Genomic DNA, 13,059 nt, shown 5'->3' with positions numbered 1-13,059 from the left:
ACCACTTTTCATTTTTCTAAGATGAAATAAATATAAACACTGCTTTATCGATTCAGTAAACTTCCTACATAACGCAGCAGTTCATTCGCAGACACCGAATTATACCCATGCTCATCAATCAGACGGGCAATCACTTCATTAATCTTTTTCAGCTGCGATTCATTCGGTGTTTTCGATGAGGTTGTAATTTTCACAACGTCTTTCAAATCAGCAAATAATTTCTTTTGAATCGCTTCACGCAAACGCTCATGCGATTGATAATCAAATCGCTTTCCTTTACGCGCATAAGCAGATAAACGGATTAAGATTTCTTCCCGGAAGCCTTTTTTTGCATTTTCCGAGATGCCAATCTGCTCCTCAATCGAACGCATCAGCTTTTCATCTGGATTCATTTCTTCTCCAGTGAGCGGATCACGTAATTTATTCTGGTTACAATATGCCTCAACATTATCCAGATAGTTATCCATTAAGGTCTTCGCTGATTCTTCATACGAATAAACGAATGCTTTCTGTACTTCTTTTTTCGCAATCTCATCATATTCTTTCCGGGCAATCGAAATATAGTTTAAATATTTATCCAGATCATCCTTGGAAATAGACGGATGCTGGTTTAATCCCTCCTTCAGCGAACGTAATACATCCAGTGCGTTGATAGAAGGGATTTCTTTACGGATAATCGTGGAGGAAATACGGTTGATGACATAGCGCGGATCGATCCCAGCCATTCCCTCATCCGTATACTCATTTGAAAGTTCCTCTATATCAATCTGATTATATCCTTCCACACTTTCCCCGTCATAGAGCCGCATCTTCTTTACGACATCGACACCCTGCTTTTTCGATTCCTTTAATCGGGTCAAAATGGAGAATATCGCCGCAGCCCGTAAAGCATGGGGAGCTACATGAACATCCGCAATATCACTTTCCTGAATCATTTTCTTATAGATTCGTTCTTCTTCACTGACCTTTAAATTATATGGAATCGGCATCACAATCATTCTGGAATGAAGTGCCTCATTCTTTTTATTGGAAATAAATGATTTATATTCTGATTCGTTCGTATGCGCTATAATCAGCTCATCTGCGGATATCAAAGCAAATCTCCCGGCTTTAAAATTTCCTTCCTGCGTCAGTGAAAGCAAGTGCCACAAGAATTTTTCATCACTTTTTAAAATCTCCTGAAACTCCATCATTCCGCGGTTGGCTTTATTTAACTCTCCATCGAACCGGTAAGCACGCGGATCAGATTCAGATCCAAACTCAGCAATCGTGGAAAAATCAATGCTGCCGGTTAAATCGGCAATATCCTGTGATTTCGGATCAGACGGGCTGAATGTCCCGATTCCTACCCTTTTATCCTCTGAGAAAAAGATTCGCTGTACCTTAACATCTTCAATCCTGCCGCCGTATTCCTTTTCTAAACGCATGGTATTCAATGGAGATAGGCTGCCTTCCACTCGTATACCATATTCTTCATGGAAATCTTCCCGCAAATGCTGTGGGATTAAGTGAAGAGGATCTTCATGCATTGGACAGTTTTTAATGGCATATACAGCCCCTTCATCGGTACGTGAATACTGCTCCAAGCCACGCTTCAGCAAACTGACAATAGTCGATTTTCCACCGCTGACCGGTCCCATTAACAGCAAAATTCGTTTTCTGACGTCCAGCCTTCTTGCTGCCGGATGAAAATACTCTTCTACTAAGCTTTCAATTGCTGATTCCAGACCAAAAATAGCTGATCCAAAAAACTCATACATTTTATGGTTATCTCTCTCCGTGACCCCTGCACTCTTGATCATATTATACACCCGGGAATGTGCAGTCTGTGCGATTGTCGGGTTTTCTTTCACCAGCTCTAAGTATTCCGCAAACGTGCCTTCCCATACCAGCTGTTTTTCTGCTTCTCTATCGTTTTTTACTTTATTTAAAATATCCATCGCAGGCTCCCTCCATCTTACAACGATTTCTATATCCTATGCAGTGGAAGTGTAAAACATGCTCTATGGAAATATTTTAGAAAAACATTCAGAGTTCATTTTTAAACGGATGTTTAAAAGTCCAATAACAAAACACGGCGGGGTGCCGTGTTTTTACTCAAGAACATTTTCATTATATGTATCAAAGTCATACCTTTCCCCTTGAATTATCGTATACCGGGTACTCCCCCGCTCCACTGTCCAGACTACTACCTCCCGTTCATCTGTCTGTGCGGTAACCACTGATAAATCCGGATTATCAGCTAATCCGGTCGATTCGATGTAATCGTCCTGCAGCTCTTTCTCGCGGATAAGCGTAATATTCATCATATTGACCCCGTACATGGTCCGGGCATCTTCTGCTAATTCATTCGTTAATTCATCAATTGGATGCTCTTCTAAATACTCCTCTGAAAAGTAGGAAGCTACATTTTCTTCTTCCTCCATAATCGCAGCTTGATACATATCATTGACTACCCGGGCACTATTCGGACTTAAACAGCCTGCCAGGAACAAAGGAATACATATCATCATTAGTAATACCAGGCGTTTCATATGAATTAACTCCTTATTTTTGTCTCTAACAAAATTTTTTATAATTGAAACATTATAACAAGTTACTTTTTTTGATGGGACTTCTAATCGCAGCAACGGTTTTAATAGACCGAGTAATCGCAGGTCTCCATGTTATCAGGTTAATATAATGAATTAAAAATTAGTATGGGTGGTGATAACACTATCTAGCGAAGGAAAAACACGGAGACTCCTGGTCGGCTAAGAACGGTCACGTCCTGTGACCAACGACCGACACTAGGACGTCCTGTCCGTCGTGGGAAAGCGCAGTGGGAAGACCCCGCAGGGAAAAAGGGCTCTTCTTTTTACCGAGGAGGCTGAGCTCAAGCCCACGGAAAGCGGAGTGTTTTTCCGCAGCGACTGCTAGAAAGTAAAATATTGATTTCAACTCACTCACCTTGATTGTAAGCGATTCACATATATTTGTGAAGAATAATCTTAAGCGATAATTTTAATTATTATAATAGTCAACAGTTGAATCTATACAGCAGTTCCATCATAATAGAAAGCGTATAATGAAGGTGAAATGAGGGATAAAATGGTACCAGATAAAAGTATTCTGTTTTTTGATATTGATGGGACATTATTGACAGAAGAGGAAAGAACCCTGCCTGAATCAACGAAGAAAGCCATTTTCAAGCTGAAGGAACTTGGTCATGAGGTTGCCATCGCAACAGGCCGGGCCAAATTCTTATTTGATGATTTACGAGACGAATTAGGTATTGACACTTACATAAGCTATAACGGGCAATATGTGGTGTGCCGCGGGGAAGTTGTCTATGCGAACACAATCAATCCAGAGACGTTAGAGGAATTAACCGCATTTGCTTTAAAAAATAACCATCCTGTTGTCTATATGAATGATAAAAAAATGACAACTAATGTGCCGAATGACCATCCATATATAGAAGAAAGCATTGCAACATTAAAGGTAGATGCTTATCCAGAACAGGAAGAGCATAATACGGCCCGGCAGAGTGACATTTATCAGAGCCTCCTTTTCAACACAGAAGGCGAAGAAAAGATTTATCAGGATACATTCACAAACTTAGATTTTGTCCGGTGGCATCCAAAATCGCTAGATGTCCTTCCAAAAGGCGGATCAAAAGCATTAGGTATTAAAAAACTGCTTGAGTATCTCGATTTTCCGTCAGAAAGACAATACGCCTTCGGAGACGGTTTAAATGATATAGAAATGCTGCAGCTCGTTCCTAACAGTGTCGCCATGGGAAATGCCCTGCCGGAAGTAAAGGAAGCAGCTGCATTTGTTACGAAGGATGTAAGTGATGATGGCATTTCATACGCATTACAGCACCATGGACTGCTTCCGAAAGACTAAGATTCAGCCAAACATCATCATTCCCTTTACAACGGAGTAAAGAGCCTATCCCCCCGGGACGGCTCTTTTTTATCTGTTATCAGGCAAGACAATGTTAACACAGATAAATCTTTAAATATTAAGATTTTTTATTTTTTTTGATTCGCCCTCCAGCCATTTAGCTCGGGAAATCAGTCCCCACAACCCCAACACTGCCAATATAATAAACATAACGAGATTCATCCAGCCCATATGCCTTCCCCTCTCTCATGTCTGTCTTATTCTAATAATATTATATAACGCTAAACAATCAAACAAATTTTTTAAAAGATAATATGAACTCAGAAAACCTCCATTCTTCTCCTCTGGTCATATTTACCACTTCCAGCGAATATCCTTTTATTACTGTGAAAAAAATTCATTTAAAAGGAGGATAAGACATGACAGACCACAAGAATCGGGAGCCGGAAGAAAATAAAAAAATCAGACAGCTGGAGAAATTTTATAGAGATAATGAAGGGAAACCAATGACGACGGATGAAGCGGTTAAAATTTCGGATGATGAAAATACGCTAAGCGCCGGAGACCGCGGACCGCAGCTATTAGAGGATTTTATATATCGGGAAAAACTCTCCCACTTTGATAGAGAACGAATCCCAGAACGAAATGTTCACGCACGCGGATATGGAGCGCATGGCGTGTTTGAATGCTATGCATCACAATCTGATTTAACAGAGGCACATTTCTTACAAGATGCGGGCAGAAAAACACCTGTGTTTGTCCGTTTTTCACAGGTTGCCGGTTCCAGAGGTGCTAATGAAACACTCCGGGATGTGCGCGGCTTTGCCACCAAATTTTATACGGAGGAAGGAAACTTTGATTTAGTCGGCAATAATATCCCAATCTTTTTTATTCAGGATGGCATTAAATTTCCCGATTTGATTCATGCGCTAAAACCAGAACCAAATAATGAAATCCCTCAAGGCCAGACAGCACATGATACATTTTGGGATTTTATCGGAAGTAATGAAGAATCTGCCGCCATGATGATGTGGATTATGTCTGACCGCACCATCCCCCGCAGTTTTCGAACCATGCAGGGCTTTGGTGTGCATACATTCCGACTCGTAAATAAAGAAGGTGTATCGCATTTTTGTAAATTCCATTGGCAGCCAGTTCTAGGCGTTCATTCTCTGATTTGGGATGAAGCACAGAAAATCGGCGGTGCTGATCCGGATTTTCACCGGCGGGACTTATGGGAGAATATCGAGAAAGGTAATTTCCCCGAATACGAGCTTGGCATTCAAGTGATTCGAGAGGATCAGGAGTTTGATTTTGACTTCGATATTCTAGATTCTACCAAGCTGTGGCCGGAGGAGCTTATTCCCCTGAAGAAAATCGGGAAAATGACTTTAAACAAAAATGTCGAGAATGTATTTGCAGAGACAGAACAGGTTGCGCTTCATCCGGGAAATATTGTTCGCGGAATTGACTTTACAAATGATCCGCTGCTGCAAGGCAGACTGTTCTCCTATGCAGATACACAATTTTACCGTGTGGGCACTAATTTCAAACAAATTCCAATCAATCGCCCTATTCACACAGCACATAATAACCATCGTGATGGTGCAGCACGTTATGTGATTGATAAAGGACAGGTTGCCTACCATCAAAATTATCTGGCGAATAATACACCTTATCCTGTGCCGGGCGATAAAGGCGGATTTGTCACCTACCCTTCTCTGGTCGAAGGAAAAAAGGTACGTCAGACAGCACCCAGTTTTGAGGATCATTTTTCTCAAGGACGACTTTTTTGGAACAGCATGAGTGATGTGGAAAAAAGCCATATCCTGCAGGCATTCAGTTTCGAGCTTGGAAAAGTGAAGAATCCGGAAGTACGGGAGCGCGCGGTTCGTCTGATTGCCCATATCAGCAGACCGCTGGCTGTTTCGGTTGCCGAGGAGGTTGGCGTGCCAGCTCCGCCGGAAGCTATTCCAGAATCCGATGTGACCGCTTCCTCGCCGGCTTTAAGTATGCAAAATACAGTGTTTCGTACGGATACCTTAAAGGTCGGGGTGATTATTGATGAACAATATGACAGTAATGCTTTAAAAAACGCGATGGCGTCGTGGGAAAAAGCAGGATTAGAGCCTGTTTTTGTAAGCAGAAGGCTCGGAACATTGGAAGGAACAAACGGGGATAGCCTTTCCGTTGATGAAACATTTTTAACCGGATCGCCGCTTCTGTATGATGGTTTATTTGTTATTGGCGGCCCATATGCTACCAGGGATTTTCATTTTATGACAAATCAATTTATTGTGGATCAGTTTAACCATTATAAGCCTATTGGCGGTATTGACGAAGGAGCAAAGTGGATAGAAGAAATTCATCTTCAAAATCGCCCCGGCGTCTTGACAAGCAGAGCCCCGACCGACGGCTTCTATAAAGCCTTTGTCAATGCAATGGCGAAACAGCGTTTTTGGGATCGATAAGAAAAAATGCGCCGCGCAGAATGTTTTTCAGCGCAGCGCATTTTTTACAGTTCTCTCTGACGGAAGCCCGAGAGTTATTTATCATATTCGTCTGGATTGGAACCAGAACGGCTATTTTCATTCAACGCATCGATCTGTTTCATTTCCTCATCCGTTAATTCAAAATCAAAAATATCCGCATTGGAAATGATGCGTTCCGGGGTAATTGATTTTGGAATGGTAACAACTTGATGCTGGACATCCCATCTTAAGATGATTTGCGCCGCATTCTTCCCGTATTTCTCTCCAATCGTAACAAGCGCTGGATGATTTAGCAGCTCTCCCCGTTTCAGCGGAGACCAGGCTTCCAGCTGGATGCCATGTCTTTCACAAAAAGCGCGCAAGCCTTCCTGCGTTAGATGCGGATGAAATTCCACTTGATCAACTGCCGGAACAACTTCTGCTTCTGCTAAAAGCCGCTCTAAATGCTGGATATGAAAATTACTCACACCAATGGCACGAACGCGTCCATCATGATAAAGCTTTTCCATTGCCTTCCACGTATCTATAAACGTTTCTTTTACAGGCCAATGAATCAGATATAAATCCAAATAATCGGTATCTAATTTTTCAAGACTTCTTTCAAATGCTTCTAATGTAGACGCATAGCCCTGCTCATCATTCCAGACTTTTGATGTCAGAAAAATATCCTTTCTCAGTATACCAGACTCCTTGATACCCTGCCCGACACTGGCTTCATTCTGGTAAAAAGAAGCGGTATCAATACTGCGATAACCATGCTCCAGCGCAGTTTTCACTGCGGCCACTGCTGTCTGTCCTTCTTCTACTTTATAGACTCCCAGTCCAAACGCAGGCATATCTACGCCATTATTTAATGTGACTGTACCCTGAAGGTGATTACTCATATCAGACATCCATCCTTTCTTATCTTTTCTATCATCTTATAACAATCAATCACGTAAAAGAAAGAAAAAGGAACTAGCAGATAATGCCGCCACTCTAAAATGGGCGGCATTGTCTGCTAGTTCGTTACATGATACATATACACACCATCTGTCAACTCGCGCGTACACTCCCCAGCCAGACGCAAATATTCTAAATGGGCGACCGTTTCACCTACTGCAAACCGCGTATCGTGAACAGCCAGCTTTTTCGGAAACAGCTTTTCCATTGTTTCATAAACCGTTAAGCCGGTTTTCAGCATTTCCTTTAGGCTGTTCAATCTTTCTTTATGATGGGTCTCTATTTCCTGAATTCGCTTGGATGCATTTTGGAACGGGTCGCCATGGGATGGAATAACCCATTCGACGTCCAGTTTCTTAATTTTCTCCAAGGAATTCAAATAATTTTCTAATGGGTTTGGGTCCCCGTGAAACCAATAGGAAATATTCGGAGTAATCCTCGGAAGAACATGATCCGTTGACAGCAGCACATTCTTTTCCTGATTATAAAAGGTGACTAAACCGTCTGAATGACCTGGTGTATGTATAATCTCATAGACATATTTCCCAAATTGAATCGTTTCCCCTTCCTTTAAAATGTTTTCCACCTTTGGATAAGGGGTTACTAATGGTGCAAATGCAGCAGTATTCTGCGTCAAAGCCCTGCTTTTCTCCTCGGGAATGCCCGCCCGATAATAATTCTCCCATAACTTTTCTAAAAAGGGCTGCTCCCAGGCCTGCAGCGCCGCCTGTAAATCAATTTCAGACATCCAAATGCGCGCATTGGTTCGTTCCTGCAGTTTCCCTGCATAACCAAAATGGTCTGGATGGTAATGAGAAACAATAATGTCCGTAATTTGTTTCCCTTCTATTTCCTTTTCCCATATTTTCTCCGTAGTTGTATTATGCAGACCTGCATCTAAAATCTTATAGCCGTCCGCTTCCTCAGCAATAAAACAATGGACATGATTTAAGCGGAACGGCAATGCTAAAGTAATCCGCTTTATCCCTAATTTATCTAACATCGGCGTCACTTCTTTCTAAACAATCCGCTTTTATTTTCCTTTAAAACTCGGTTTTCTTTTGTCAAAAAATGATTGAATCCCTTCTTTATTATCCTCTGTCTGCAGCAATAAGGTCTGGATAGCCGTTTCCTGCAGATCATTTGTACCGCTGCTCCATTCATCTGCATAGTTGACCATATGCTTTACAAATTTATTAGCAAGCGGCGGCCCGTTAACAATAAAGCCGGCATAATCAATGGCTGCTTCCACAACCTCGTCCTCTGTTACGCGATTAACAATGCCGCGCCGATATGCTTCTTCTGCTGAAACAGGTCTTCCTGAAGAAATCCATTCCTTCGCTACGGCACTTGGCAGGTTATCTGTCAGTTTTTTTACTAAGCCTAAATCCGGTATAATGCCTACATCGGTAAAACTGCATAGAAAGGCTGCATCCTTTTTAGCTACGACAAAATCTGCTGCAACGGCAATACTGAAGCCTGCTCCTGCGGCAAAGCCATGGACTGCGCTGATAACATATTTATCAAGATCCCGTATCGTCTGAATAATCTCTAATGCCTGCTTCATATATTCCATTATTTTCGCGCTGTTATCCAATGTATGAAGCACTTCCAAATCGCCGCCGGCTGAAAATATTTTTCCCTCTCCGCTGATGATGACAGCTTTGATATCCGAATCTTTTTCTGCGTCCGTCAGCGCTTCCACCAAGCCTCTCGCCATTACAATCGACAGGGCATTGCGTTTCTCCGGCCGGTTCATCTTTATCAAAGCAATCGCATCTTTCTTTTCGTATTTCACTGCATCTGTCATTGCCTTCTCTCCCTTTTTAAATCAAGTCAGCTGGTGTTGTTTTTTTGCTTGTGTATATGCTGTTTTTAATTCATCTACAGCTCCCTGCAGCGTCTGTATTTTCGTTGTTCCGCCAACTCCCTGGCCAGCGCCCCAAATATCCTTCCACGCTTTAACTGAGGAGTCCGACAGCTTTTTAAAATCAAGCCCGGCCTTTTCCGGTAAATTCTTTGGATCCAATCCAGCTTTGACAATACTGGGGATCAAGTAATTAGCAGGTATCCCGCTAAACGCAGGCGTATAGATAATATCCGCAGCCGCAGATTGAATAATCGATTCCTGGTAATCCGCACTTGCTCCGCTTTCCGCTGTCGCAATAAAATGGGTGCCAATATAGGCAAAATCAGCTCCTAGAAGCTCTGCGGCCAATATTTGCTCTCCTTTTGTAATGGTGCCCGCTAAAGCAACGGGGCCATTAAAAAAGCTGCGTACTTCCTCGATAAATGCAAAAGGATTTAGCGTTCCAGCATGTCCGCCAGCCCCGCTTGCTACTAAGATCAGCCCGTCACTGCCCTTTTCCAATGCCTTTTCAGCAAATTTCACATCCACCACATCGGATAAAACAAGACCTCCATAGCTATGAACAATCTTTACAACCGGAGATGGATCTCCTAACGATGTAATAACGATTGGCGGCTGATGCTTCTCGATCAGCTCCAAATCCTCGTAAAATCGTTTGTTGGAGGAGTGACTGATGAAGTTGACGCCCCAGGGTGCCATCGCTGCCTCTGGATTTGCTGCTTCTTTTTCCTGTAATCTCTCATTGATTTCAGCCATCCAGCTGTCTAAAACATCCTTCGTGCGGGCATTCAGAGCCGGAAATGTTCCAATGATTCCTGCTTCACATGCCCCGACAACCATGTTTGGGTTAGAAATTAAAAACATCGGAGCCATGATAACCGGCAGCTCCATTTTTTTCTTTATATCAGTCAATTGCATTTAACCAGCTCCTTTTCCATTAGAAAACACGGAAGCGCCGCTCCGCGCTTCCTGTTGAAAAAATTTGATATTATGAAGATGAATCAGATAAGGAAAGCATTTCTTCCACTTGATCCCGCAATGCCCGTTTCAAGAATTTCCCTACCGATGTTTTTGGGATTTCTTCCATAAATAGAACGCGGTCAGGAATCCAGTACTTTGCAAATTGTGGTGTTAAAAATTCTTTCACTTCTTCTTCCGTTAATGTTTTCTTCTCTTTTAATACCACGCATGCTACCGGACGCTCCTGCCACTTTGGATCCGGAACAGCAATCACCGAGGCTTCAAATACCGCTTCATGCGCCATTAATGCATTTTCGATATCGACCGAGGAAATCCACTCCCCGCCGCTTTTGATCATATCCTTGGTACGGTCCACGATTTTCACGGAGCCCTCTTCATCGATATTGACCACATCGCCTGTGTGAAGCCAGCCGTCCCGGAAGGATTCCTCACTGCGGTCATTTTTATAATATGCATCGGCAATCCACGGCCCTCTGACAAGCAATTCGCCTATTGTGTTTCCATCATGCGGGATATCGCCATGTTCATTGATTCCTCTAATTTCAATTCCCGGCACGACCATGCCTTGACGGGAGCGTAATTCCAGACGCTCCTCTTCATCCAGCTCCTGCTGATAGCTTTTTAAACGGGCCAGTGTCACAATCGGAGAGGTTTCTGTCATTCCATATGCATGAACAAAAGGAATATGATAGGTTGATTCAAATGTGCGGATCATCCCTTTTGGAGCAGCTGAGCCGCCGCAAAGAATACAGCGCAGACTGCTTGTATCGTAATTTCCCTGCTCCAGCGCCTGCAGAAAGCCCATCCAAATCGTCGGTACACCGGCTGCCATCGTCACTTTATAATCCTCAACCAGTTCTGCTAAAATCTGCGGTGTCGGCATCGGTCCCGGCAGCACCTGGGTTGTTCCAAACCATAATGCAGCAAATGGCATCCCCCACGCATTTACATGAAACATTGGAACAATAGGCATCGCAATATCTTCCTCTGATAAGCCTACGGTGTCCTTTAATCCCAGAGCCAGGCTATGTAAATAAATCCCGCGGTGAGAATAAGCAACACCCTTTGGCCTGCCCGTTGTTCCAGAGGTATAACATAAACCGGCAATTGTATTTTCATCAATAGCATCATCAAGCTCTGTGTCCGGGTCTGCTTCTTCAAGCAATGATTCATAGGATGCTATATTTGTTAGGCTTGTTTCAGGCAGCTCCTCCTTATCCGTCATCACAATAATTTTTTCTACATCCGTAATTTGGTCTTTCACGCGCTCGATCAATGGAAATAAATCCTCATCCACCAATAAGACTTTATCCTCTGCATGATTGATAATATAGGCTAAATCGTCTGGTGAAACACGGATATTGATTGTATGCAGTACGGCTCCCATCGTCGGAATCGCAAAGTAAGCCTCCAGATGACGGTGATGGTTCCAGGCTATTGTGCCGACTCTGTCCCCTTTTCCCACGCCTAAGCTTTTTAAAGCACCTGCCAGCCGGTGAATCCGTTCGGTTATTTTACTGTACGGAATGGTATGAACTCCGCTCAGCGTACGCGAAATAACTGTTTTATCAGCAAAGTATTTCTCCGCATGCTTCACCATAGTCGTTAAATTTAATTGGGTTTGCATCATTTTAAAATTCCTCCCTATTCCCCTGTCCATCGTTCCAAAATTGTCGCATTAGCCATTCCCAGCCCTTCACACATCGTCTGCAGACCAAAACGCGCTTCGAGCCGCTCCATGGTATGCATCATCGTTACCATCAATCTGGCTCCGCTTGCGCCTAAAGGATGCCCTAAGGCAATAGCTCCCCCGTCAATATTGACTTTTTCTTCATCTGCCCCTAATTCCTTCATCCACATTAAAGGAATGGATGCAAAGGCTTCATTCACTTCAAAAACATCGATATCTTCCATCGATAAACCAGCTTTTTTAAGAACCTTTTTAGTAGCTTCGATTGGACCTGTCAACATCTCTGTCGGATCAGAACCAATCACACTGCGGGTAAGAATACGAAAACGCGGAGTAAAGCCAAGCTCTTTGGCTTTATCAGCAGACATGATTAAAAGTGCTGCTGCACCGTCACTCATCTGACTGGCATTTCCCGCTGTGATTCCGCTCTCCTCTGTAAATAAATCAGGCAATGCATTCAGTTTCTCCATCGAGGTATCTCTTCTCGGCCCTTCATCTTGACAAAATTGAGCAGTGGTTCCATCCGCGCGCTTGACGGAAATAGGCATCATTTGTTGTCGAAAAAAGCCTTTTCCCTGCGCTTGTATCGCACGCTGATGACTCTTGAATGAATAATCATTCATTTTTTGGCGAGAAATCCCCCATTTTTCAGCAATATGAGCGGCTGCGACTCCTTGATGCACCATATCATAGTTATCTAGTAAAGCACGATTCCACTTTACACCCTGCTGGTTGGTTCCCATTGGCACACGTGACATACTTTCCACCCCGGCTGCTACCACAATATCCATATCCCCGCTCAAGATGGCCTGTGCAGCAAAATGTATGGCCTGCTGACCCGATCCGCATTGACGGTCAATCGTTGTTCCAGGAACACTGACCGGATAGCCGGCAATAAGCGCTGCCTGCCTGGCCACATCCACTGCCTGTTCTCCTGTCTGCGTGACGCATCCCATAATAACATCGTCAATGGCTGCTGCATCCAGATTGGTTCGTCTAACTAATTCCTTTAAAGGCGCTGCAGCTAATTCTTCTGCCCTTATCTCACTCAAAAAACCATTTCGTTTACCAATAGGTGTACGTACTGCCTCTACAATCACCGCATCCCGCATCGATACTCCTCCTTTTTCATTTGGAAAGGATATGAATCTATTATCATTTACAGCAAATCGATTTCCGGTGAACCCTATCAA

At 43.2% G+C, this 13,059-nt stretch carries 10 protein-coding genes; 2 read left to right on the top strand and 8 right to left on the bottom strand.

Going from position 1 to position 13,059, the window contains the following annotated elements:
- Positions 1–44: 44 nt before the first annotated feature.
- The gene (locus ACFO3P_RS08210) at positions 45–1,940 is read right to left on the bottom strand and encodes a PrkA family serine protein kinase (protein ID WP_042529987.1); all 1,896 of its coding nucleotides are present in this window, start codon (positions 1,938–1,940) and stop codon (positions 45–47) included.
- 153 nt (positions 1,941–2,093) lie between these two features.
- On the bottom strand, positions 2,094–2,534 hold the full coding sequence (locus tag ACFO3P_RS08205) for a hypothetical protein (RefSeq protein WP_042529985.1): 441 nt from the start codon (positions 2,532–2,534) through the stop codon (positions 2,094–2,096).
- A 556-nt stretch (positions 2,535–3,090) separates the two neighbouring features.
- Between ACFO3P_RS08205 and ACFO3P_RS08200 the strand changes: the two genes are divergently transcribed.
- Both ACFO3P_RS08200 and ACFO3P_RS08195 read left to right on the top strand, forming a co-directional pair.
- A complete protein-coding gene (locus tag ACFO3P_RS08200) occupies positions 3,091–3,891 on the top strand; it encodes a Cof-type HAD-IIB family hydrolase (protein WP_042529983.1) in 801 nt (266 codons plus the stop codon).
- A 419-nt stretch (positions 3,892–4,310) separates the two neighbouring features.
- Entirely contained in the window at positions 4,311–6,362 is a 2,052-nt protein-coding gene (locus tag ACFO3P_RS08195; RefSeq protein WP_042529981.1) for a catalase, read from the top strand.
- Between the two features lie 74 nt (positions 6,363–6,436).
- Here the strand turns inward: ACFO3P_RS08195 and ACFO3P_RS08190 are convergent, their stop codons facing one another.
- The 6 genes from ACFO3P_RS08190 to ACFO3P_RS08165 all read right to left on the bottom strand — a co-directional run bounded on the left by ACFO3P_RS08190 (position 6,437) and on the right by ACFO3P_RS08165 (position 12,978).
- Entirely contained in the window at positions 6,437–7,267 is an 831-nt protein-coding gene (locus tag ACFO3P_RS08190; RefSeq protein WP_042529979.1) for an aldo/keto reductase, read from the bottom strand.
- Positions 7,268–7,383: 116 nt separating this feature from the next.
- Positions 7,384–8,328 carry an MBL fold metallo-hydrolase gene (locus tag ACFO3P_RS08185; protein WP_042529977.1) on the bottom strand — a complete coding sequence of 315 codons (945 nt, stop codon included), beginning with the start codon at positions 8,326–8,328 and terminating at the stop codon, positions 7,384–7,386.
- A gap of 30 nt (positions 8,329–8,358) precedes the next feature.
- Positions 8,359–9,135, bottom strand: a complete 777-nt coding sequence (locus ACFO3P_RS08180) for an enoyl-CoA hydratase/isomerase family protein (RefSeq protein ID WP_042529975.1) — start codon at positions 9,133–9,135, stop codon at positions 8,359–8,361.
- A gap of 21 nt (positions 9,136–9,156) precedes the next feature.
- On the bottom strand, positions 9,157–10,113 hold the full coding sequence (locus tag ACFO3P_RS08175) for an NAD(P)H-dependent flavin oxidoreductase (protein WP_042529973.1): 957 nt from the start codon (positions 10,111–10,113) through the stop codon (positions 9,157–9,159).
- A 70-nt stretch (positions 10,114–10,183) separates the two neighbouring features.
- Positions 10,184–11,806, bottom strand: coding sequence for a long-chain fatty acid--CoA ligase (locus ACFO3P_RS08170; protein ID WP_289585275.1), 1,623 nt, complete (start codon positions 11,804–11,806; stop codon positions 10,184–10,186).
- Between the two features lie 14 nt (positions 11,807–11,820).
- Positions 11,821–12,978 (bottom strand): thiolase family protein, encoded by a 1,158-nt coding sequence (locus ACFO3P_RS08165; RefSeq protein ID WP_042529969.1) that lies wholly within the window; start codon positions 12,976–12,978, stop codon positions 11,821–11,823.
- Between the last annotated feature and the right edge of the window lie 81 nt (positions 12,979–13,059).

Source organism: Oceanobacillus aidingensis (genome assembly GCF_042654105.1).
Taxonomy (GTDB): domain Bacteria; phylum Bacillota; class Bacilli; order Bacillales; family Amphibacillaceae; genus Oceanobacillus; species Oceanobacillus oncorhynchi.
The sequence above is the reverse complement of the archived record's forward strand: the minus strand, read 5'-3'. Positions and strand labels throughout refer to the sequence as shown.